This window comes from Ottowia sp. VDI28, assembly GCF_049532675.1.
In the GTDB taxonomy this organism is placed as follows: Bacteria; Pseudomonadota; Gammaproteobacteria; order Burkholderiales; family Burkholderiaceae_C; genus Ottowia.
In genome coordinates, this window is sequence record NZ_CP149820.1 from 3037831 (window position 1) to 3060983 (window position 23153).

General features: G+C 61.8%; 13 protein-coding genes and 4 pseudogenes. 10 read left to right on the plus strand and 7 right to left on the minus strand.

Features of this window, described 5'->3' with window-relative positions; translation table 11 throughout:
• Window positions 1–9: 9 nt before the first annotated feature.
• A pseudogene (paaZ, locus tag WJU18_RS14470) lies at window positions 10–1563 on the plus strand (phenylacetic acid degradation bifunctional protein PaaZ); the annotation flags it as partial.
• 155 nt (window positions 1564–1718) lie between these two features.
• Here paaZ and WJU18_RS14475 read toward each other — a convergent pair.
• From WJU18_RS14475 to WJU18_RS14485, 3 genes are all read right to left on the minus strand, one after another.
• The gene (locus WJU18_RS14475) at window positions 1719–2657 is read right to left on the minus strand and encodes an alpha/beta fold hydrolase (protein WP_423460712.1); all 939 of its coding nucleotides are present in this window, start codon (window positions 2655–2657) and stop codon (window positions 1719–1721) included.
• Entirely contained in the window at window positions 2594–3205 is a 612-nt protein-coding gene (locus WJU18_RS14480; RefSeq protein ID WP_423460713.1) for a hypothetical protein, read from the minus strand. Before WJU18_RS14480 ends, WJU18_RS14475 begins: the two co-directional genes overlap by 64 nt.
• Before the next feature lie 108 nt (window positions 3206–3313).
• The gene (locus WJU18_RS14485; RefSeq protein WP_423460714.1) at window positions 3314–5482 is read right to left on the minus strand and encodes an IPTL-CTERM sorting domain-containing protein; all 2169 of its coding nucleotides are present in this window, start codon (window positions 5480–5482) and stop codon (window positions 3314–3316) included.
• 441 nt (window positions 5483–5923) lie between these two features.
• On the opposite strand from WJU18_RS14485, the gene WJU18_RS14490 reads away from it, so the two are divergent.
• The 8 genes and pseudogenes from WJU18_RS14490 to WJU18_RS14525 all read left to right on the plus strand — a co-directional run bounded on the left by WJU18_RS14490 (window position 5924) and on the right by WJU18_RS14525 (window position 14483).
• Window positions 5924–7459, plus strand: a complete 1536-nt coding sequence (locus WJU18_RS14490) for a hypothetical protein (protein ID WP_423460715.1) — start codon at window positions 5924–5926, stop codon at window positions 7457–7459.
• Window positions 7460–7527: 68 nt separating this feature from the next.
• The gene (locus tag WJU18_RS14495) at window positions 7528–8319 is read left to right on the plus strand and encodes a hypothetical protein (RefSeq protein ID WP_423460716.1); all 792 of its coding nucleotides are present in this window, start codon (window positions 7528–7530) and stop codon (window positions 8317–8319) included.
• A gap of 56 nt (window positions 8320–8375) precedes the next feature.
• Window positions 8376–9509 carry a hypothetical protein gene (locus WJU18_RS14500; protein WP_423460717.1) on the plus strand — a complete coding sequence of 378 codons (1134 nt, stop codon included), beginning with the start codon at window positions 8376–8378 and terminating at the stop codon, window positions 9507–9509.
• A gap of 113 nt (window positions 9510–9622) precedes the next feature.
• Window positions 9623–9877 (plus strand): annotated as a pseudogene (locus WJU18_RS14505) (glycosyltransferase); the annotation flags it as partial.
• A gap of 1682 nt (window positions 9878–11559) precedes the next feature.
• On the plus strand, window positions 11560–12051 hold the full coding sequence (locus WJU18_RS14510) for a flavodoxin family protein (RefSeq protein WP_423460718.1): 492 nt from the start codon (window positions 11560–11562) through the stop codon (window positions 12049–12051).
• Between the two features lie 42 nt (window positions 12052–12093).
• Window positions 12094–12639, plus strand: coding sequence for a DUF4256 domain-containing protein (locus WJU18_RS14515; RefSeq protein WP_423460719.1), 546 nt, complete (start codon window positions 12094–12096; stop codon window positions 12637–12639).
• Window positions 12640–13323: 684 nt separating this feature from the next.
• A complete protein-coding gene (locus tag WJU18_RS14520) occupies window positions 13324–13653 on the plus strand; it encodes a hypothetical protein (protein WP_423460720.1) in 330 nt (109 codons plus the stop codon).
• A gap of 35 nt (window positions 13654–13688) precedes the next feature.
• Window positions 13689–14483, plus strand: coding sequence for a hypothetical protein (locus WJU18_RS14525; protein ID WP_423460721.1), 795 nt, complete (start codon window positions 13689–13691; stop codon window positions 14481–14483).
• Here the strand turns inward: WJU18_RS14525 and WJU18_RS14530 are convergent.
• On the minus strand, window positions 14455–15006 hold the full coding sequence (locus WJU18_RS14530; protein WP_423460722.1) for an Lrp/AsnC family transcriptional regulator: 552 nt from the start codon (window positions 15004–15006) through the stop codon (window positions 14455–14457). The two genes, WJU18_RS14525 and WJU18_RS14530, sit on opposite strands and share 29 nt — an antisense overlap.
• Before the next feature lie 152 nt (window positions 15007–15158).
• Here WJU18_RS14530 and WJU18_RS14535 point away from each other — a divergent pair.
• Window positions 15159–18754, plus strand: a pseudogene (locus tag WJU18_RS14535) (indolepyruvate ferredoxin oxidoreductase family protein).
• Between the two features lie 107 nt (window positions 18755–18861).
• Here the strand turns inward: WJU18_RS14535 and sugE are convergent.
• From sugE to rpoD, 3 genes and pseudogenes are all read right to left on the minus strand, one after another.
• Window positions 18862–19176, minus strand: a complete 315-nt coding sequence (gene sugE / locus WJU18_RS14540) for a quaternary ammonium compound efflux SMR transporter SugE (protein ID WP_423460723.1) — start codon at window positions 19174–19176, stop codon at window positions 18862–18864.
• 201 nt (window positions 19177–19377) lie between these two features.
• A pseudogene (locus WJU18_RS14545) lies at window positions 19378–20591 on the minus strand (multidrug effflux MFS transporter).
• Between the two features lie 123 nt (window positions 20592–20714).
• The gene (gene rpoD, locus WJU18_RS14550) at window positions 20715–22949 is read right to left on the minus strand and encodes an RNA polymerase sigma factor RpoD (protein ID WP_423460724.1); all 2235 of its coding nucleotides are present in this window, start codon (window positions 22947–22949) and stop codon (window positions 20715–20717) included.
• Between the last annotated feature and the right edge of the window lie 204 nt (window positions 22950–23153).

A 23153-nucleotide genomic window follows, 5' to 3' on the forward strand; every position in this document is an offset into this window, starting at 1 on the left:
AAATACCTTATGACCACGCCACAACTTCAAAGTTATATCGCCGGTCGCTGGGTCGGAGCCCAGCCCGCGCAGGCACTGCACAGCGCCATCGACAACCAGGTGATTGCGCATACCCATGCCGAGGCCATCGATTTCGGTGAAGCACTTGAGCATGCCCGCAAGGTTGGCTTGCCGGCCATGATGGCCATGGATTTCCAGCAGCGTGCCGCGGCGCTGAAGGCGCTGGCCAAATACCTGGGCGAGCGCAAGGAAGAGATGTACGAGCTCTCCTTCCACACTGGCGCCACGCGCACCGATGGCTGGGTGGATATCGAAGGCGGCACCGGCACGTTGTTCGCATACGCCAGCATGGCCAGGGAACTGCCCAAGAGCGGCAACCTCTGGCATGAAGGTCCGCAAATGCCCCTGGGCAAGACAGGTGCCTTTGCCGGCACCCACGTGCTGGTGCCGCGCGGTGGCGTGGCGGTGCACATCAACGCCTTCAACTTCCCGGTGTGGGGCCTGCTCGAGAAATTCGCGCCTACCTTCCTGGCCGGCATGCCCAGCATTGGCAAGCCCGCCACCGCCACCAGCTTCCTCACGGAAAAACTGGTGCGCCTGATCAATGAGTCCGGCATCCTGCCTGAAGGCGCGCTGCAATTGGTGATCGGCGGCACGGGCGATCTGCTCGACCGGCTCGATGTGTCCGATGTGGTGACCTTCACCGGCTCCGCCGACACCGCGGCCAAGTTGCGTGTGTCTCCCAACATTGTCAAGAACAGCATCCCGTTCAACGCTGAAGCTGATTCCCTCAACTGCGCGATTCTGGCGCCAGACGTAACCCCTGATGATGAGGAGTTCGATCTCTTCGTGAAGGAAGTCGCGCGCGAGATGACTCAGAAGGCCGGCCAGAAATGCACGGCCATCCGCCGCGCCATCGTGCCTGCTCAACACGTCGATGCCGTGGCTGCCAAGCTGAGAGAGCGGCTGGCCAAGACCACGGTGGGCGATCCTCGCCTTGAGAACGTGCGCATGGGCGCGCTGGCTTCGAAATCGCAGCAGAAAGACGTGGGCGACCGCGTGGCCACGCTGCGCCAAGGCGCCGAAGTGGTGTTCGGCGGCGGCGAAGGTTTCGCACCGGTAGGCGAGGGCACCGGGAACGGCGCGTTCTTCCAGCCCACGCTGTTGCTGGCCCGCGATCCCCAGAACCATGCTGCCCACGATGTCGAAGCCTTCGGCCCGGTAAGCACCCTGATGCCCTACGGCGCAGGTATTGAAGAAGCCGTTGCGCTGGCCGCCAAAGGCAAGGGCAGCCTGGCTGGTACGCTGGTCACCAAGAGCGCCGAAGTCGCCGCCAAGGCCATCCCGCAAATGGCCATGCTGCACGGCCGCCTGCAGATTCTCGACCGCGCTGCCGCGCCGGAATCAACCGGCCACGGTTCCGCGCTGCCTTTCCTCAAGCACGGTGGCCCCGGCCGCGCGGGCGGCGGCGAAGAGCTGGGCGGCCTGCGTGCCGTGAAGCACATGATGCAGCGTTCTGCTTTGCAAGGCTCTCCTGCCATGCTGGCCGCCATCACGGGCGAAGCTACTTAAGGAATGTATTTACGGCCTCCTCACGGGGGCCTTGATTAGCTCTTCAATACGTTCTTACCCCAGCCCATCGTCATACCGGCTTTCGTCCGGGGCAGGCCATCCGGGTATGACGGGGGAAAACCTGCAAAGAGATTGTGAACACATTCTTATGCAGTATGGGCACGCAGCCAGGCAACGACGTCGGATGTGACCTGATCGCGATTGGTCTCATTCAGGATTTCATGGCGAGCGGCCGGGTACAGCTTGACGGTCACATCGGAAATGCCCGCATCCCGATAGCGCTGACCCAAGAGCTGAACCAACGCACCGCCGCCCGCGAGAGGGTCTGCATCACCAGAGGCGATCAGGATAGGCAGGTTGCTACGGATGCCTGCCAGCAGGGCCGGGTCGGCCAACCGAGGCGCGGGCGCAAATAGAGAAGGGATGACCGTGTCCGGGACATCCCATCCGCACCAGGGATCGGCGACATAAGCATCCACCTCCGCGTTATCCCGCGAAAGCCATTCATACCCGGTGCGGTGTTCAAATCCCGCGTTGAAGGCTTCCAGTCCGGCAGGCGCATCCGCAGGGGCATTGGCCAGGCCGGCGGCAAGCACGTCAATCGCGGTCGACCCCGACAGCACCACTCCCGACCAGGTTGAGGCGTGATCGAGGATCCCCGCCTGCGCCGCAAAGGAACCCATCGAATGCCCGAACAAGAACAGTGGCAGGTTGCCTTGCTGTGCGCGCAGAGCCGCTCCGAACTGGGCCACATCGGCAATCAGTCCTCCGAAACCAGCGTCGCCGAAATCACCCAATCGCCCGTCGGCCGTTCGTCCGTGCCCGCGGTGATCGACCGCATGGACCAGGAATCCGGCCGCATTCAGCGCCTTCGCAAACCGGTCGTAGCGCTCACCATGTTCGGCGAGTCCATGGGCGATTTGCACCGCGCCAACAGGGCTTCCTTTGACATCAATCCAAGCGTACGTCGCTACCTTGGTGCCATCGGCGTTGGAGAGAAAGAAGGAGGTCGAGGTGTTCATCATTTCATTTTGGCACGCAATAACATCGCTCGCTCCGCTGGCGTCATGGCCGGAACCATCCACCGCATGATCTGCTGGCTTTCCTCTGGCGGCAGAGAGGCCGCGATGCGTCCTTCCAGCGCACGTAGTTCATCGTCGCTGAAGGACGCCCAGAGAACGCGGTTATGTTCCGTTTCCTCGACGTACATATGGGTGAAGTTCTCTCCCACGAAAAGCGCCAACTCACGGTATAGCGCATGTGCCGCTTTTTCCCGTTCGGGACCGGTTGTGCAAATGCGCAGCGAGGCTGCTGCATCGCACAGGTTTGCCAATGCGGCCAGATGATGGGTATGCTCGGTGGCTATACGGGCGCTGGAGCCCATGCGGGTGGCCTCCAGCAGGGGATGAATGAATTCATTCTCGTGCTCCAGATGGGTGGCGCATGTGTCGGCCAGCTCCAGCACGCCTTCGTACACGGCATGCAGTTCGCTGGCGTCATGAACGTCGGCGCAGCCCGTGGCGCGCAGGGTTTCCATCATCATCGCGCGCAAGGCTTTGTGAATGCCGGCGTAGATATCAAAACGCGGCGCGGTGTCCGCAGCGGTAAATTCTTCCTGGGATAAACGCTTCATGGTCAGCATCTTTTGTGGTCCGTCATTCCCGGACAGCCGGCTCCAGACCGGGCGGGAATGACGGGGAGAGAGCGAAGACTGAGTAGGGCTTTGATCAGGCTTTCGGGCTTACCCGCGCCAGGGGCGCACGCCTATGCCTGCCAGAAGCATCAACGCAGCCAGCAACGCGAGGCTCCACTCGGAGAGCGTCGGTACCGGCGTGAGCGAACCTGGCACCGCGGTGACGGTCACGGTAGACACGGCGCTCGACGGCAAGAACCCTTCGGGCGGGCTGCCGGGGTACGTCGCGGTCAATTGCTGCTCACCTGCTCTGGTAAAGCGCAGGTTGCACTGGCCGTGGGCGGTGCTGTCCAGGTTGGCGATGCACGAGGCGCCGCCGCCGCTGATGGTGATCATGCCGCTGGAGATCACCGAGTCATCATCGGCGCTGACAGTGACGCGTACGGTGACTTGATCCCCCACGCGCGGGGCCGGTGGTTCCACGCTCACGAACTGCGTGGTGGTTTCGTGGGCAGGGGCGAAGTTCAGCGTGACCGTGCAGTTTTCCGTGATGGGGGCTGTTGTGGCCGTATTGCCGGAAACGGTGGCCCCGCCGCAACCGCTTGCGCTGGACAGCATGTAGCCGGCGTCGGGGGTGGCTCCTACTGTGGCACGAGTGCCATTGGCGACGCTTTGCGACCCCGGGTTGACCGTGCCATGCACGTCACCGGTGACCGCGGTCACGATCCAGCTTGGTCCGGCCTTCTGCGCCGAGCATTGCGCCGTGACCCCGCTGCCCGTTCCTGCGCAGGACCATGTCCATGGCCCGGAACCGGCCACTGCGCTGGCTGTGCCGGCGCTGCAGAGGTTTGTGGGCGCCTCGCTCAGGATCTTGCCGTCATCACTGCCGCAAACGCCATCGTCAGGGGAGGACGCGTCTCGAACGAACACCACGGGGACAGAGCAGTTTGCGGTCACCGGGCCGGCGGTGAACACATTGCCGTTGCGGCTTCCTGGGCATGAGGCGCCGATTGGTGTGCGCAGGCGGTAGCCAGGGGCGGGTGTCATGGTGAACTGCGCTGAACCGCCTGCTGGCAGGATCTGCACCGTGCTTGGCGAGATCGTGCCAGTACTGCCGTCGGTGATGGGCTCACCGCTGTTCGCATCGCGCACGGAGGGCGTGACATCCCAACTGCCGGTGCAGCCGTTGGCCCAGGGCATGCTTCCGGTGACGATGTTGTCCCATGCCAGGTTGATGGCCGCATCGGTGCTGTTGCGCAGCGGGTTGGGGCAGGGTACGGCTGCCATCGTCTGATTGGGCGGCAGAGGGGGAGAGCCGACCAATTGGTTGTTCTGTATCCAGAGCGCCCTTAGCTTGGTGAGCCCGTCCAGTGAGGGGATCTGGCCCGTCAACTGGTTGTCTCTGACGTAAAAATTCTCGATATTGACCAGATCGGTCAACGGCGGAATAGGGCCGCTCAACTGGTTGTATTCCACGTAGAAACTTCGCAGCTTGCCCAGGCCCAGCAGCGACGGAATGGAACCGCTCAGTTGGTTCGACGACGCGACGAAGCTGTCGAGATTGCCGAGGCCCGCCAGCGAGGTGATCGAGGTCAGTTTGTTGTTCGATGCCGAGAACGTTTTCAGCGCGGTGAGGCCGCTCATGTCGGGGATCGGCCCGGTCAATTGATTGGTGTTGACATTGAACTCCTGAAGTGCCGTCGCGCCGGCCAACGCGCCGATCTGCCCGTTCAATTTATTGCCGCTGACGTTGAAGATTTGGAGGTGGGTCAGGGCCGTGAGTGCCGGGGTTGATCCGGTCAATTGACCGCCCTGAATCCTGAATTCCATCAGGTCGGCGAGGCCGGTCAAGGGGGGAATCTCTCCGCTTAATTGATTGCTGCCCAGGTCGAGTGAGACCAGCTTGGTCAGTCCCGACAGGTCAGGGATAGCGCCAGTCAACGCGTTCTGCCGCAGATTGAGCGAAGTCAGTTCGGTCAGCGTTCCCAGTGAGGCGGGCAGGGTGCCTGTCAGATTGTTGAAATTCAGTTTGAGCGCGGTCACATGCGTTTTGCCTGAATCGCATGTGACGCCATTCCAAGCGCATTCCGTACCCGCCAATCCCAACCATTGGTTCTTGTTCGACCAGTTGGCGCCGCCGGCGCTGTTGTACAGGTCAACCAGAACCTGCCTCTCCTCCGGGGAAATATCCGCGTGGGCGGACATGCTGCCCAGCGTGGCAGCGAGAGCCAGTCCCGCCAGCTTCAAATACCGATGTGAAATCCGTTGCAACGGCATGCGTCTTACTCCTCCAAGAAACAAAAATGAGCGAGGGCTGATTCTTGGAATTGGCGCGTTGTCCGTCTATCGGTCACCTAACCGATACGAGGTGAAAAATTGCGGAGAAGGAGGCAGGCAACCGGAGCCATTGCCAAGGCTCGAAACGTCATGCGGCAAGGAGGGCGGTGATGTGAGGCGAATGAAATATAGGGTTTTCCCTAGTCACCAATGTGAGGAAAAAAACGTTACATTTCTCACACTTTTTTAAAAACAAACAAGTTTTTGCTAAATCTTCGGGATGCATCAGATGTGCGGCGATCAACCGAAGGCTTCAATCAGCGGTGAGCAAAAGGCCCGGAGCTTCATAACCATGGAACACACGGCTTGTTGGATTCAACCGCTCTCCACACCCTTCCGACCCGCATTTATCCCGCACAGGGCCCTGTTCTTGGGCTTGTCATGACAAAAAAAACAACGATCCCCGGCAGTATCTGCCCGCTTGCCATTGCGGCCGCCCTGCTGTTTGGCGGCACCCTGGCGCACGCCCAAGTCTCGCTGTCAGGAGCCAACGGCGTGGCTGTGAAAAAGCCGTCGGGCGAAGTCATCACTGGCTTTTCCAATGACGGCTCAGTCAGCATCCCTGCATTGGGACCGGCCGGCGGCTATGTGATCGCCAATCCTGATGGCAAGCTCTCTGTTGGCGCAGGGCCGACAGGGCCTGTGGGACCCACCGGGGCGACTGGTATGGATGGACCCACAGGAGCTGTCGGCGCCACAGGCGCTACAGGGGCGATGGGTCTGCAGGGACCGACTGGCTCAGTGGGCCCCACGGGGGCTACAGGCTTGCAAGGGCCTACGGGGGCAGCGGGCCCCACTGGCGCGCAAGGGGCCACGGGCGCCATAGGCGCGACTGGACTTCAAGGGCTTATAGGCCCCACAGGCGCTATAGGCCCGCAAGGGATTGCTGGTCCGACGGGGGCGGTCGGCGTGCAAGGCACCATTGGCCCAACGGGGCCCATGGGCTCGCAGGGTCTTGTGGGGCCCACCGGTCCCGCAGGCCTGCAGGGACCCACGGGGCCGGCAGGTGCGCCGGGCGCGGGTGGGATTGCGAGCGTCTATGGAGATGGTTCCGATGGCGCAATGAGTGTCACTACCAGTGCGAACTGGGTTTCGGCCCCTCCGGCAGGCACCTTGCAGTTCACCAACTTCTCGGTCGGATCCAGTGCCACGCTGACCATTCCCAGCGGTACGATCATTCGTGCAACCGGGACGGTTACCATTGCAGGCACCGTCACGGTGGCTGCCAGCTCATCCGAGGACAAGGGAATCGCCGCGACCGCAGCCACCATGGACTTCAATGGGAACGGCAAGGTTCAGCCAGGCGGGAAATCCGGAATCAGTACCTTGCTTGCACGTACGCTGGTCAATCCTGGCGCAATTGGCGGCGGGGTCGGCCTCTACAACAGCTCCACCTCGACTTCGGCAAATGTCGGTGGAGGCGGCACGGTGGTCATCGTTGCCAGCGGTGCGATCACAGTCACGGGCGCGGTTCAGGCCAACGGCCGCAATGGCCCCGCGGTCGTGTCGGGGACGAGTATCGGCGGCGGCGGTAGCGGCGGCGGCATCATCGTGATGGCCTCCAAAACTTCGATCAGCATTTCAGGCACGCTTTCGGCTACCGGCGGCAAGGGTGCTGATGCGGTGAGCGGCCCGAATGGAGGGTCTGCCTCCGGTGGTGGAGGCGGCGGTCTCGTCAACCTGCTGGCACCCAACGTGGCGCAAGCAGGCTCCATCCTGGTCGCTGGCGGCGCGGCAGGAGCGGGCCTCAACCCCAATTTCGGTTATGGCGCGGGTGGCGGAGGCTCTGCCGGCAACGGCGGTGACTCCGGTGGCGGCTCGACGCCGGCCACGGCGGGGTCCAGCGGCCTCTCCCTGAAGACCACCACTGTCGCGGATCCGTCGAGCCTGTTCATCGGCGCGGCTCATCTGCATTGAGCCGGACAAACAACGGCATCGTCTATCGATCTTTTGTACCCAAGAACTTCCCAGGGAGTGCTGGCCGCATGCAAGACAAACCAATCAAAGACCCGCAGGGGCCCAGAAAACTGTCATGGCGAGGGCCACAGGTTGCTGGCGCCTTGTGCGTGATCGCCGGCCTGGCAGGTACTCCGCTGGCGCACTCTGCCGGCATTACCATTGAACCGGCGGATGGCCCGGTCAGCATGGCGGGACTGACCGCTGATCTTGACTGTGACGATCTTGTCGTCAACGGTACCCTTGACGCCAGCGGCGCTACTTTTCAGAGAGTGGGCAACGTCATCATCGGCGCTGGAGGTTCGCTCACGGCGACCAATGCCAGCATCGAGGTGACTCAAAGCTGGCAGAACAACGGCAGCTTCAGTGGCGCCGGCAGTACCCTCACGGCGAGCAATGCCTGCGCCAATACGGGCACGGCTTTCTCTGGCAATACCACCTTCTATAACTTCAGCGCCACCTCGCCTGGCTTGGTGCTGAGCTTCGCCACTGGCAGCGAGCAGAAGGTGGGCGGTCTGCTGACCCTGCACGATGTCACGCTGCAGGCTCAAGGGGGCTGGGCCTACCTGACCTTGTCGCAAGGGGGTACCCAAAACATTAGCACCGTGGGCGTCAATAGCGTGGATGCTTCACGTGGCCAGCGTCTGGCGCCTACTCAGACCAATCAGATCGGTGGCCGGGCGCCCAATTGGTTCAGCAATCGGTCGAGCTTCGATGTGTCGCCCGTACCTACCAATGGCCCCCTGGGCTTGACGCTGCTGGGGCTGCTGTTGAGTGCCGCCATGTTCCTGCGCCGCCAGGTCACGTCCAGGCGTTCTTGAGCTCAGGCGTTTCCATTCTGCTTAGATCCCCGTACAGATTCAGGAGAGTTCTCATCATGATCCGACAGATTACTCCCGCTGGCAGTATCAGCCCGCTGGCCTTGGCCGCCGCCTTGTTGATGGGCGGCGCTGCAGCGCACGCGCAAGTGTCGCTGTCAGGCGCCAACGGTGTGGCGGTCAAGACTCCCGCGCCGGCCAATTCCACGATCACTCTCTTTGCAAACGACGGATCGGTGACGATTCCGGCGTTGGGGCCGACAGGTGGCTATGTCTTCAGTGATGCCACCGGCAAACTGTCGGTTGGTGCCGGGCCCACCGGACCCGCAGGGGAGACTGGCGCTACAGGGGCGCAGGGCCCCACGGGTGCAGCGGGTGCCACCGGGGCGCAAGGCGCCACGGGAGCGACTGGTGCCATTGGCGCCACCGGGGCCACGGGTGCACAAGGTCCGACAGGCGCTACCGGCTTGACGGGCTTGCAAGGTCCAACGGGACCGACAGGGGCGCAAGGCGTCACGGGACCGACAGGGGCGCAGGGCGCCGTGGGCCAAACCGGCGCGCAAGGCGCGTTGGGGCCCACAGGCCCGACGGGTGCCGTGGGGGCGACTGGGGCCGTGGGTCCCTCGGGGTCGCAGGGCTCAGCCGGGCCGACAGGGCCGCAAGGAATTCAAGGGATTCAAGGCACGCCAGGCGCGCAGGGCGCTCCAGGCGCCGTGGGCCCTACAGGTCCTAGCGGGTCAACGGGCGGTCTTGGCCCGACGGGACCGACCGGACCCCAAGGGCCGACGGGGACGGGAGGCGCCACCGTGATGCTGTTTGGCAATGCCGGAGGCTCCGTGAGTGCCAGCCAGACCCGGTTTATCGGCATATCGGGCAGTGCAAATCCCGTGAATATCGGCCTTGGTTTCGCGATGCCAACTGCGGGAACGATCAATATTCTGCGTGTGGTACTGAACAGCACACCAGATAGCGGTGCTGGCACTCAGACGTATACGTTCACGGTATACAAGAACGCGACAACCACGGGACTATTTTGCGCTATTCAAGAACTCAATACCACATGTACTGCATCCGGCTCGGTGGCTTTCCTTGCTGGTGATGTGCTCACGCTCCAAAGTGTTCCTTCCAGCACCGGTAGCGGAAATCCAGCCGCTGTTTCTCCTGCATGGTCGTTGAAAATAACGCCGAATTGACGGATCGAGCAACGGCCCTATAGTTCTCTTTGACGCTCTCATCTGAAGCGGGGGCTGGCAACGGCCCTCGCTTTTTTCGTTCCATGACGTCTCAACTCCGTATTTGCCTGAACATGATCGTCAAGGATGAAGCCGGCGTCATTGAGCGCTGCCTCGCCTCGGTCAAGCCTTTCATTCATCACTGGGTCATCGTGGATACGGGCTCCACCGATGGCACCCAGGAGATCATTCGCCGCTACATGTCGGACATGCCGGGCGAACTGCATGAGCGCCCGTGGCGCAACTTTGGCCACAACCGCAGCGAGGCCATGGCGCTGGCTCGAGGCCGGGGCGATTACGTGCTGATCATGGATGCGGACAACAGCTTTCACGCACCGCATGGATGGTCGTGGCCTGCGCTGACGGAACCCGCCTATCATCTTCAGGTGGCGAGCAGCGGCACGCGCTACCAGCAATGCCTGCTGGTCTCCAATGCGCTGGCCTGGCGCTGGGTCGGTGTGCTTCACGAATACTTGGCCACCGATGCGCCGCATCATGTCGCCTCGCTGGACGGCCCCTGGGTGGAGCGGCGGCACGAGGGGGCGCGCAGCCGTGACCCGCTCACCTTCCGCAAGGACGCGGCTCTGCTGGAAGAGGCGTTGCGGGAAGAGCCCGGCAATGCGCGCTATGTGTTCTATCTGGCGCAAAGCTGGCGGGATGCGGGGGAACCCGAGAGAGCCCGGCAGGTTTACCTGGAGCGCTCGCGCATGGGTGGTTGGGCAGAGGAGGTGTGGTATTCGCTCTATCAAGCCGCGGTACTCGCCGAACGCCTGCAACTTCCCGACGCCGAGGTGTTGGGGGCCTACCTTGCGGCCTATCAGAACCGCCCGTCGCGTATAGAGCCTCTGGTGGCGTTGGCCCGCCGCCATGGCCACCGGCAGGAGTGGGCCATGGCACAGCTCTACGCACGCGCGGGAATGGCCCTGCCCATGCCCTCTGACCTGCTCTTCATGGATGAAGGCATGTACCGCTGGGGCGCCATGGACGAATCGGCGATCTCGGCCTACTGGCTTGGTGATCATCAGGAGTGTTTCCGGCTTTCCATGCGTCTGCTTGACGGCGACCTGCTGCCCGAGTCCGAGCGGCCGCGCGTAGAGGCCAATCGTGATTTCGCGGCGCTGGCGGTGGCCGGGCGTACCCGGCAATACCCGCGGGCGGTCGTGCAGCAACTCATGCAGCGAACCGGTAACGCCGAGGCCGATGTGACCTTGACGGTGACCACCTGCAAGCGGCTCGATCTGTTCGAGCGCACGATGAACTCGTTTCTGAATTGTTGCCAGGATCTGCACCGCATTCAGCGCTTCGTATGCGCGGACGACAACTCCAGTCCACAGGATCGCGAGCGCATGCGGGAACTTTATCCGTTCTTTGAATTCATCCTCAAGGATCCGCAGGACAAAGGGCACGCACGCAGCATGAATCTGCTGCGCGCCGAGGTGAAAACGCCTTATTGGCTGCACATGGAGGACGACTGGGAGTTCCTGGTGGAGATCCCCTATGTGGGGCGTGCCGTGGAGGTTTTGCAGGCCGAACCTGAGGTGGCCCAGGTGCTGTTCAATCGCAACTATGCGGAAACGCTAGCCGATCGCACTCTGGTGGGCGGGCAGCAACGCAAGCATGCCAGCACGGGCCAGCGCTATGTGCTGCACCAGCATGTGCTCTCCGATAGACAGGCCGAATTCTTTGCCCGGTACCCTGAGGGCTCGCGCAGCAATATGTGGTGGCCCCATTTTTCGCTGCAGCCCTCATTGATGGATGCGCGCAAGCTGCTGTCATTGGGCGCGTTTGACGAGACGGGCGGGCACTTCGAGCAGGAGTTTGCCCGCCGTTTCATGGCGTCAGGCCATGGCACGGCGTTCTTTGATCTGGTCGTGTGCCAGCATATCGGACGCCTTATTGCACAGAGGGGCTCCGGCATACCCAACGCATACGACCTGAACGGCGAGCGCCAGTTTTGAGCACAAAGGTAGGTAAGGTATTGTCAAGGCTGCACGTGCTACCCTGACGCTGAATGAAAACCCTGCTCATCGTCTATCACAGTCTCACGGGCGGTACGCGTCAGATGGCCGAGGCGGCCGCGGACGCGGCGCGCCACCAGGAGGGTGTGGCTGTGCGTTTGTTGCGGGCCCAGAATGCTGGGCCCGCTGACATGCTGGCAGCCGATGGCTATCTGTTTGCCACGCCTGAAAACCTGGCGGCCATCGCGGGGTTGATGAAAGATTTCTTCGACCGTTGTTACTACCCTGTGCTCGAACAGATCAACGGCAGACCCTATGCGGTGATGATCTGCGCCGGCAGTGATGGGCAGAATGCACTGCGCCAGATCGATCGGATCGCTACCGGCTGGCGGCTCAAGGCAGTGGCTCCGGGTTTGATCGTCTGCACCCATGCGCAGACGCCGGAACATATTCTGGCGCCCAAGATCATCGGCAAGGAGGATTTGGCTCGCTGTGCCGAGTTAGGTGAGGGGCTGGCGGCAGGGTTGGGGGCAGGGGTGTTCTAGAACACGCTCCTTGGGCGAACTGAAAGTGAAAGGCAGGTAGCTATGAACGTTCAAGCGCACGAGAATTTGCTTCAACTGCTGAAGGGCCGCTTCGAGAAGCACAAACACCGCCACAAAGGCATTGCGTGGCCGGATGTTCTTGCCCAGCTTGAGGGCAAGCAGAATGCGCTTCGGGCATTGAATGCCATGGAAGCGACGGGAGGGGAGCCGGATGTCATCGGCATGGCTCAGGACGGCAAAGGTCTTGTCTTTTGCGACTGTTCGCCAGAAAGCCCTGCCGGCCGCAGAAGCACATGCTACGACGCCGAGGCACGCATGGCCAGGAAGGAGCACCGGCCTGAAAGCAGCGCGGTCGAGATGGCTTCTGGGATCGGTATCGATCTTTTGACCGAAGAGCAGTACCGCGCCTTGCAGGCATTGGGCGAATTTGACCTCAAGACTTCAAGCTGGATTGCCACACCGCCCGATGTGAGGGCGCTTGGCGGGGCACTCTTCTGCGATCGGCGGTACGGGCAGGTATTTGTGTATCACAACGGCGTGCAGTCGTACTACGCCGCCAGGGGCTTTCGCGGCTCGCTCGTGGTGTAAGACCGTATCGCGCAGACCAGAAAGTCTCTGCATGAGATAGGCGGAAGCCGGCACCAGAAATCTTTGTTTCGTACCAAGCCCCTTGGATCGATTGATTCAAGGGGCTTTTTACGTGCCCATATGCCCGGAATGGGAAAAGGATTTTTCAAAATTTATTCAACTTCATGGTAACCAATAGGTGTTACAAAAATTTCTTGCTTTCAATTTTCAAGGATTATTTGAAGTAGTAAAAAATAATTAAATATATTGATTGTGATAGAGGTGGATTCAGGCATCGATTGTTTTATTAACGGAAGAAATTTAATTAAATCAAAGGGATGTGAATTTTTTACATTAATAAAATAAGAATTTATTACTAATTTTTGAACAAAAAGGGTATTTGTTCTTATGTATGGATTTACATAATGGTTTCCCCTAGTTTCAAAACTCACAATTTCACACGTTGATACATATAATCGCCCGCCGAAGCTTGATGTTTTGAAACTTTCAGTAAAGGTTAAATAAATCCATGCAAACCAACTGTCCAGCGGCCTCAAGCCTGCCCGGGTGGGGAAGGTGGAGGCCACGAGCTGCCGCAGCGCTATGCGTGGCTGGCATGGCTTGGGCCGGTGTAGCGCATGCCGACGGCTATACCGTTCCGGCGGGGGAAACCTACGAACTGAGCGATATGACCATGGATCTGGCGTGCGGAGATCTGGTCGTGGATGGCACGCTCAACGTAAGCGCCACCACGTTCCAGAACATCAACCGCATCATCGTCAGCAGCGGGGGGTACTGGCCGCCACAGGCTCCAGCTTCGACGTGGCCCGAGCCAATCTGCAGATCAGTGGCCGCTTCACGGGGCGTTCCATCACCACGACCTACAGCTGCAACGGCGGAGGCACCAATCCTCCCGCCCAAATGGCACCGATTCCCACCAACGGGCCGCTGGGCTTGGCGCTGATGAGCCTGCTGCTGGGCGCGGCTTTGCCGGCGCGCCGCTGGTTGAACAAACGGCGGCAATCCGCACGCTGACATCCCCTCATTGAATCTACGCAGAAAGCATAGTCATGCAAAAGCACATTTCCTCCCGCTTCGCTCTCAGCCCCTTGTTGGCCGTCTCATTGCTGGCGCTGGGTGCCGCCGTTCACGCCGCGCCTGCAGTCATGTCGGGCACGGATGGCGTGGACATCAAGCAAGGCACCACCACCATCACTCAGTTCAGAACCGGTGGCGTGTCGATCCCATCGCTGTCGGCTGGGGGGTTCGTGAGGGCTGACGGCACTGGAACGCTGTCGGCTGATCCGAACGGCCCTGTCGGGCCTCAGGGGGATCAGGGCCCGGTCGGGCCGATAGGTCCGCAGGGGCCTCAGGGTGATATAGGGCCGGTGGGCCCGGCTGGCCCGCAGGGTCCGGTAGGGCCACAGGGTATCCAGGGCGAGGTCGGGCCAGTGGGACCCAGCAATGTGCCGATCCTTGGCAGTTCTGGTGGCGGCGTGATTCCTGGTGGCGGCCTTGCTGGTGCCTGGACGCGGTATATTGGGACCGCAAGCGTAAGTACACCAGGGGGCTCGGAAAGCGGTCAGAGCGTGGCGTTTCCGGTGGCCGGAACTTTGAAGAATCTTCGGGTCAGAACAAGTGACAATCCTGGCAACTTTACGGGCAACCAGACCTATACGTTCACTGTGATGGTGAATGGCAATGCCACCGGCATTACCTGTACTGAGTCTGTCAGCGCCACCTCTTGCTCTGACACTACCAACACCGCGTCGATCGCTGCCGGGGATACCATCAGTCTCAGGGCGAGATCGTCTGCTTGGGCAGCTTCTGCTTCCGTTACCTGGTCGCTCCTGCTCCAGCCTTGAGCGCACGGCCCCCGCGAGTGTCTTTGGCGGGGGCGCTTCGAGGTGCGCCGGCGCTCACGGGCAGCCGTACCTCGGCCTTGATTTCCTTCAGCACGATCGATGAGCGCATGTGGGTAACCCCCGGCAGCTTGAACAGCTCCGCATGTAGAAACTGCTCATACTCGGCGATGCCGGGCACCAGCACGGTGAGAATGTAGTCGGCTTGGCCTGTGGTTGACAGGCAGCGCACGATCTGCGGCGTGGCTGCCACGGCGCGTTCGAACTGGCGCACCAGTTCTTCGGTGTGCTGGCTCAGGTTGGCCTCCACCACCACCATCAGATCCAGGCCCACCTTGGCACGGTCGACCAAGGCCGTATAGCCGCTGATCACCCCCGCGGCCTCCATTTCCTTGATTCGTTTCCAGCAGGGCGTAGGCGAGAGGCCTACGCTCTCGGCGATCTGCTGCACGGTCTGGCGTGAATCGCGTTGCAGCTCCTGCAGGATGAGCAAACTGTGGTGGTCGAGATCAATTTTCTCGTTCATGGCATTTTTTGAGAATGAATTCCTCCAAATATAGCCATATTGGCGACGAATAAGAATCCTTTTTGCGCCAGAAAGCCTATGCTTTGGTTCCATGGCGGGCTGCACGAGAGCGTGAACACGCTCCAGGATCCGCCCTACAGAAGAGACCCACCATGACTGAAAGCGCGACTCCTATCCGGCACTCCAACTACCGCCTGTCAGACAGCCTCTGGGCGCGCGAAGGCCAGGTCTTCATGACCGGCACACAGGCCCTGGTGCGCCTGCTGGTGATGCAGCGCCAGCACGATGAAGCCGCGGGGCTGAACACCGAGGGCTTCGTCTCGGGCTACCGGGGATCTCCCTGGGCATGCTCGATCAGCAAATATGGAAGGCCGGCAAGCGGTTCAGCGAAGCTGGTATCCGCTTTGTTCCCGCGATCAACGAGGAACTGGGCGCCACGCAGGTGCTGGGCACCCAGCGGGTGGAGAGCGACCCTGAGCGCACTTGCGAGGGCGTGTTTGCCATGTGGTACGGCAAGGGCCCCGGAGTGGACCGCGCGGGCGACGCGATCAAGCACGGCAACGCCTATGGTTCTTCGCCGCACGGCGGTGTGCTGGTGGTGGCGGGCGACGACCATGGTTGCGTCTCTTCATCCATGCCGCACCAGAGCGACCAATTGCTGCAGGCATTTCATATGCCTGTCGTCTCGCCAGCCAACGTGGCTGAATACCTGGAGTTTGGCCTGTACGGCTGGCAGCTTTCACGCTTCAGTGGCAACTGGGTGGGCATGACGGCGCTTTCGGAAGTGGTCGAAAGCGGCGCCACCGTGGATCTGGATCTCATCAATGCCCGCGTGGCCGCCTGGCAGGATGCCGAGGCCGTGCGCGCGGCCTCGGGCCATACCGCTCCCGCAGGCGGCTTGCATTACCGCTGGCCCGATCTGCCTTCGCTTCAGATCGAGGAGCGGCTGGCGCAGAAGTTGAACGCCGTCGCAGCTTTCTCGGCGGTGAACTCGATCGATCGGCACGTGATCGAATCGCCGCACGCCACGGTCGGGATCGTGACCTGCGGCAAAGCCCACTATGACTTCATGGAAGTGTTGCGCCGCCTGGAAATTACACGCGACATGCTTTCGGCAGCAGGCGTGCGCCTTTACAAGGTCGGTCTTTCTTTTCCGGTGGAAACCACGCGCATGAAGGAGTTTGCGCAAGGGCTGAAGGAAATCCTGGTCATCGAGGAAAAAGGCGCGGTGGTCGAGACGCAACTGCGCGATCTTTTCTACAACGCGCCAGTGCGCCCCCTCATTCTGGGCAAGAGCGATGCGCAGGGCAGTCCGCTGGTTTCCTCACTGGGCGAGTTGCGCCCCTCGCGCCTGATCGAACTCACCGCAGATTGGTTGATACGCCATTTCCCCGAGTTTGCCGATCGCCGCGCGCACGTGCGCGATTTCACGCTGCCAGAGTTGCTTTCCAATGATTCGGACAGCGTCAAGCGCCTGCCTTATTTTTGTGCCGGGTGCCCGCACAACACTTCCACCGTGGTGCCCGAGGGGTCGACGGCGCGCGCCGGGATCGGCTGCCATTTCATGGCCAACTGGATGGACCGCGACACCGCGGGGCTGATCCAGATGGGCGGCGAGGGGGTTGATTGGGTGTCGCACGCCATGTTCACCAAGGTGCCGCATGTTTTCCAGAACCTGGGCGATGGCACCTACTACCACTCCGGCTATCTGGCCATCCGGCAGGCAGTGGCCGCCAAGGCCCGCATCACCTACAAGATCCTGTTCAACGACGCGGTGGCCATGACGGGCGGGCAGCCGGTGGATGGCATCATCAGTGTCGATGCGATCGCGCGGCAGGTGGAAAGCGAAGGCGTGAAGCTGGTGGTGGTGCTCTCCGACGACATCGGCAAATACGATGCCATCAAGGATCGCTTTCCCACCGGCACCGAGTTCCATGACCGGGCCGAGCTGGATGCCGTGCAGCGCCGCTTGCGCGAGATCGAAGGCGTGACGGTGCTCATCTACGAACAGACCTGCGCGGCCGAGAAACGGCGCCGGCGCAAGAAGGGCGAGATGGCTGATCCCGACAAGCGCCTGTTCATCAATGAAGCGGTCTGCGAAGGCTGCGGTGATTGCAGCGTGCAAAGCAACTGTGTGGCGGTGCTGCCGCACGAGACCAGCCTGGGCCGCAAGCGCAAGATCGATCAGACGGCTTGCAACAAGGATTATTCCTGCGCCAAGGGCTTTTGCCCGAGCTTCGTGAGCGTGCGCGGCGGCAAGATGCGCAAGAAGGTGGGCGCGCTGGCGGCCGCTTCTTCGGGGCAGGGCGGGGCAAGCGCGCTTTCGCAGCTGGTGGACAGCCTGCCGCTGCCCGAGGCGCACCGCTGGACAGGACCTTATGATCTGCTCGTGACCGGTGTGGGCGGGACGGGTGTGGTCACCGTGGGGGCCGTGATTGCCATGGCCGCCCATCTGGAGGGCAAGAGCGCGTCGGTGCTGGATTTCATGGGCTTTGCCCAGAAGGGCGGGGCAGTGCTGAGCTTCGTGCGCCTGGCCGATGTGCCCGAGCGCCTGAACCAGGTGCGCATCGATACCCAGCAGGCTGATGCCATTCTGGCTTGCGACACCGTGGTGGCGGCGCAGCCCGAGGCTCTGGGCACGGTGCGCCATGGCCGCACGCGCATTCTTGCCAACGTGCACGAAACCCCGGTAGCTGAATCCCTGAAGAACCCGGATGCCAGCCTGAAGACCGCCGGGCTGCTGGCCAAGCTGCGCTTTGCCGCTGGCGCCGATCGGGTGGAGACTTTCGACGCGCAGGCGATGGCGGAAGAGTTCCTGGGCGATACAGTGACGGCCAATATCTTGGCGATGGGTTTTGCTTGGCAGCGGGGCCTGGTGCCCGTCAGCCTGGCCGCGGTACACCGTGCGATCGAACTCAATGGCGTGGCCGTGCCGTCCAACCAACTGGCCTTTTCACTGGGCCGGCTGGCTGCGGCCGATCCGGACGCTTGCAAGGCGCTGTTGGGCCAGAGCACGCAGCCGTCCGTTGGCGGATCGGCCAGCGTTGAAACGCTCGATGGTTTGATGGCCCGTGGCAAGGACATGCTGACGGTCTATCAGAACGCGGCCTATGCGGAGCGCTACGCTGCCACCGTGCGTGAAGTGCGCGCGCGTGAACAGCAGGTGGAGCCGGGCAGTGAGCGTCTGACCCGCGCGGTGGCCAAGAGCCTGCTCAAGCTCATGGCCTATAAGGACGAGTATGAGGTGGCGCGTCTCTACACCGACCCCGCATTTCGCAAATCCTTGACGCAGCAGTTCGAGGGAGACCTCAAGCTCAGCTTCTACATGGCACCGCCTACTCTCAGCAAGCCCAAGAATGGGGAATCTCCGCGCAAGATCGAACTTGGCGGCTGGATGCTCCCCGCCATGAAGCTTCTGGCCAAGGGCAAGGCGCTCCGGGGCGGCTTGCTGGACATCTTCGGCCGGACGGGCGAGCGCCGCATGGAGCGCGAATTGATCGCCAGTTACGAAGCCCGCGTGCGCGAACTGCTGCCACAATTGACGGCCGGCAACCTGCCGCTGGCCGCAGAGGTCGCCGCCGTCCCGCTCACCATGCGCGGGTTCGGCCATGTCAAGCAAGCCAACGTGGTGCTGGCGAGGGTGCGTGAGGCGGAGCTGTTGCACCGTTTCAATCCCGAGCGTTATGCCGTGCCTGAACGCAAGGCAAAAGCGGGGCAACTGCGGGGAATCGCGGTGGTGGCTCAATAAAGAGCGTTTGCTCGTGTGTTTCTGGGACCGCCAAGCTCCAGCTTGGCATCCGCGTCACGTGGAGGCGCTGCCTGCCAAGCTGGAGCTTGGCGGTCCCAGGAGGGGCTTCAACTGGTCAGCTTCAGCCCCAGAATGCCCACCACGATCAGCGCGACGCAGATGAGGCGCGGCGCATTGGCAGGGTCCCCAAAGAGCACGATGCCGAGGATCACGGTGCCCACGGCACCGATGCCTGTCCACACGGCGTAGGCGGTGCCCACGGGAAGTGAGCGCATGGCCAGTCCGAGCAGCGCCACGCTGGCCACCATCGCAGTCACGGTGCCCACGGTCGGCCACAGGCGCGAGAACCCGTGGGTGTATTTCAGGCCGATGGCCCAGCCGATTTCAAACAGACCGGCAATGAAAAGCAGAATCCAAGGCATAGTTTTCTCAAAGGGGTAGGGTGCAGGGTCGTCCCCGGTAAGAGCGGCGCGCCGGGTCGTCCCGGCGGTGATCAGCGAGGCCTTCGAAGCTTTCAAGGCTGCTGCGTTGATGGGTGAATTTTATGGATTCGGTGCCATTGCGGTGAGTGTGGTTTGCCAACCACCCATGGGCCGCAGGGGAAAGCGCAGGTTGAGGCGAGGTTAGCCGATTTCCGGCCAGCGCTTTCGCAGCCACAGCCAGGCCACGAGCCCGACCGCCAGAAACGCCGATGACATCAACGCCAGCCCCATGGCCGAATGCATCACCAGCGGAGCCACTATGCCGGCGACGATGCCGTTGGCGGTAGAGCCCACCACGGCTTGCAAAGAGGAGGCCATGCCTCGCCGTTCGGGGTGCAGATCGAGCACCAGTAGCGTGACGACAGGCACCATCAGGGCCCAGCCGAACGCGAACACGGTAATGGGCCACAGTGACCAGAGGGGGTGCGGCGTGAACAAGGCGTTCGCGGCGATGTTCAAGACTGACACCGCCAGCATGATCCGAAAGCCCTGCATGATCTGGTTCTTGGGCGCGACCTTGCCTGCCTTTCGGCCTGACAGCCACGAGCCCGCCATGATGCCGGCGATGCTCATGATGAAGAACCAAAAGAATTGCGTAGGCCTGAGGTGCAGGATGTCGCCCAGGAAGGCCGGTGCCGAGAGCACGTAGAGAAACATGCCGTTGAAAGGCACGCCGGATGCCAGGGCCAGCAGCAGAAAGCGCACGTCGGTCAACAATAGCCAGTACCCGCGCATCAGGTTGCCGAACTGCAGGGGCTGGCGGTCATTCTGGTGCAGCGTTTCGGGCAGCATCCGCCAGTTGAGAGCCCACAAGGCCACGCCAACGCCAACGAGAAACCAGAACACCGCGTGCCAGCTCACGGCTTCTGCGAGCACACCGCCCACGACGGGCGCCAGTGCCGGGGCGACCCCGAAAAAGATGGTCACCTGGCTCATCACCCGCTGCGCTTCGCTAGGGGGTACATGTCGCGGATGACCGCGCGGGACACCACGATGCCGGCGCCAGTGGAAAGCCCCTGGAGCGCGCGGAAGAAAATAAGCTGCCCCACGCTTTGCGAGAGCGCGCAGCCGAGGGAAGCCAGTGTAAAAACAGCCAGCCCCCACAGGATCACAGGGCGCCGTCCGAAACTGTCAGACAGCGCGCCATGAAACAGGTTCATGAAGGCAAAGCCGAACAGATAGGCCGAGAGCGTCTGCTGCATCTCGATCGGCGTGGCGTTCAGCGATTTGGCAATGGCCGAGAACGCCGGGATGTAGGTGTCGATGGAGAACGGCCCGAGCATGCCCAGCACCGCCAGCAGGACGGCCATGGCCCATCGGGGGCCTTTCCATAGGTGGGTAGCGTCGGGGTTCATGCGAAATTCTTATGGAAAAAAGAAGCTGGCCGAGGTAGACATGGGCCAGCTTTGGAGTGTCAGCGCTTATGAACGTCATCCCCACGCAGACGGGGATGACGAAAAAGTGCGGGCGTCAGAAGATTACAGCGAATCGATGAAGCTGCGCAGCTTGTCGGAACGGCTGGGGTGCTTGAGCTTGCGCAGCGCCTTGGCTTCTATTTGGCGGATGCGCTCGCGCGTGACATCGAACTGCTTGCCCACTTCTTCCAGCGTGTGGTCGGTGCTCATCTCGATACCGAAGCGCATGCGCAGCACCTTGGCTTCGCGAGGCGTCAGGCTGTCGAGGATGTCCTTCACCACGTCGCGCAGGCCCGCCTGCATGGCGGCGTCCACGGGCGCGGTATTGTTCTGGTCTTCGATGAAATCGCCCAGGTGGCTGTCGTCGTCGTCTCCGATCGGCGTTTCCATGGAGATCGGCTCCTTGGCGATCTTCATGATCTTGCGGATCTTGTCTTCCGGGATTTCCATCTTCTCGGCCAGGATGCCGGCATCCGGCTCGAAGCCGAATTCCTGCAAGTGCTGGCGCGATATGCGGTTCATCTTGTTGATGGTCTCGATCATGTGCACCGGAATGCGGATGGTGCGTGCCTGGTCGGCGATCGAGCGCGTGATGGCCTGGCGGATCCACCACGTGGCGTAGGTCGAGAACTTGTAGCCGCGGCGGTATTCGAACTTGTCGACCGCCTTCATCAGGCCGATGTTGCCTTCCTGGATGAGGTCCAGGAACTGCAGGCCGCGGTTGGTGTACTTCTTCGCGATCGAGATTACCAGGCGCAGGTTGGCCTCGATCATCTCTTTCTTGGCATCACGGCTGGCGGCTTCGCCTTCGTTCATGCGCTTGTTGATGTCTTTCAGCTCGTCGAGCGGCACCACCACGCGCGATTGCAGATCCATCAGCTTTTGCTGCAGATCCTGGATCGGCGGAATGTTGCGTTCCATCACCGCGCTCCAGGGCTTGCCGGCGGTGGATTGCTTCTCGACCCATTTCAGGTCCAGCAAGTGTGAAGGCGCCTTGTTGCCGGCACGGTCGCGGCCTGAGAAATCGGCGATGAAGAGTTCTTGCGGGTAGCCGCACTTGTCAACGATGATGCGGCGCAGCTCGCGCTCTTTTTTGCGCACATCGTCCACTTGCGTGCGCACCATGTCGCACAGCTTCTCGATGGTCTTGGCCGTGAAGCGGATCGTCATCAGCTCGGCAGACAGAGCCTGCTGGGCCTTGTGATAGGTGGGGGAGCCCCAGCCTTCCTTGTCGTAGATGCGGTGCACCTTCTCGAACAGGTCGGCGATGCGGTCGAAGCGCTCCAGGGCCTGGTTCTTCAGCTCTTCCAGTTTCTTGGTGAGTGCCTTGGAGCCGCCCTTGCCGTCGTCGTCGTCCTCTTCGTCGTATTCGTCGAAGTCTTCCTCGGCGACGTAATCGTCGTTTTCGTTCAGGTCGGAGAAGCCGTCGACGATGGTGGAGATGACGACCTTGCCTTCGCGGATCTCGCCCGCCATCAGCAGGATTTCGGCGATCGTGGCCGGGCTGGCGCTGATGGCTTCCATCATGTCCATCAGGCCGCCTTCGATGCGCTTGGCGATCTCGATCTCACCCTCACGGGTGAGCAGTTCCACGGTGCCCATTTCACGCATGTACATGCGCACCGGGTCGGTGGTGCGGCCGAATTCGCTGTCCACGGTGGACAGGGCGGCTTCGGCGGCTTCTTCCGCTTCTTCCTCGCTGGAGCCGGTGGGCGCGTTGTCGGTGATGATCAGCGTTTCGGCATCCGGCGTCTGCTCGTACACGGCCACACCCAGATCGTTCAGGGTGGCAATGACGGCTTCGAGCGTTTCGGCGTCGAAGAGCTTGTCGGGCAGGTGGTCGGAGATTTCGACGTGCGTCAGGTAGCCACGCGTCTTGCCCAGTTTCAGCAGCGTTTTCAGGTTGGAGCGCCGCTTGAGCATTTCCTCTTCGGTGAGGACGGTTTCGTCCAGGCCGAATTCCTTCATCAAGGCGCGTTCCTTCGCCTTGCTGATCTTCATGCGAAGGGGCTTGACCTTCTCGACCGCGGCAGCCGCTTCCTGCTCGGGTTCACCCTCGAGATCGGATTCGATGTCTGAGAGATCCTCGTCTTCGCTCATCCCCTTGGCGGCGGATGCGCTCGGGCGGCCGCGCTTGCCCGCGGCTGCTTTGCCGCTGGCAGCCGGGCGGCCGGGTTTCTTGGGCGTCAGTTTCTCGTCTTCAAGAGAGGCGTCTTTGGCTTTGGCAGCCTTGGCGGCCTTGGCTGGCGCGGATTTGGCGGCGGCAGCGGATTTTGCGGTCGTTTTTTGAGCGGACATGAGCGTACCTCGTGGGGCAATGCATCGAATCAAAAGCAGAAAGCGTGCGGTGACAGGCACTTTTGCCTGGGGCCGTACCAGCCAAGCCAGCTTGCGCGTGCAGCGCCAGCCAGGCCATTTCTGCCGGGGCAAGATAGAGGGGCGATCATTTGGTATGCAGCCCTTGCGGTATATTGGCCGCCCCTTACGCGAGGGGTGCGCTTC

Bases quoted from the DNA above. Each gene is read 5' to 3' on its own strand.
- WJU18_RS14480 (WP_423460713.1), bottom strand. From the start codon at position 3,205: ATGAAGCGTTTATCCCAGGAAGAATTTACCGCTGCGGACACCGCGCCG.
- WJU18_RS14485 (WP_423460714.1), bottom strand. From the start codon at position 5,482: ATGCCGTTGCAACGGATTTCACATCGGTATTTGAAGCTGGCGGGACTG.
- WJU18_RS14490 (WP_423460715.1), top strand. From the start codon at position 5,924: ATGACAAAAAAAACAACGATCCCCGGCAGTATCTGCCCGCTTGCCATT.
- WJU18_RS14495 (WP_423460716.1), top strand. From the start codon at position 7,528: ATGCAAGACAAACCAATCAAAGACCCGCAGGGGCCCAGAAAACTGTCA.
- WJU18_RS14500 (WP_423460717.1), top strand. From the start codon at position 8,376: ATGATCCGACAGATTACTCCCGCTGGCAGTATCAGCCCGCTGGCCTTG.
- WJU18_RS14510 (WP_423460718.1), top strand. From the start codon at position 11,560: ATGAAAACCCTGCTCATCGTCTATCACAGTCTCACGGGCGGTACGCGT.
- WJU18_RS14515 (WP_423460719.1), top strand. From the start codon at position 12,094: ATGAACGTTCAAGCGCACGAGAATTTGCTTCAACTGCTGAAGGGCCGC.
- WJU18_RS14525 (WP_423460721.1), top strand. From the start codon at position 13,689: ATGCAAAAGCACATTTCCTCCCGCTTCGCTCTCAGCCCCTTGTTGGCC.
- WJU18_RS14530 (WP_423460722.1), bottom strand. From the start codon at position 15,006: ATGAACGAGAAAATTGATCTCGACCACCACAGTTTGCTCATCCTGCAG.
- sugE (WP_423460723.1), bottom strand. From the start codon at position 19,176: ATGCCTTGGATTCTGCTTTTCATTGCCGGTCTGTTTGAAATCGGCTGG.
- rpoD (WP_423460724.1), bottom strand. From the start codon at position 22,949: ATGTCCGCTCAAAAAACGACCGCAAAATCCGCTGCCGCCGCCAAATCC.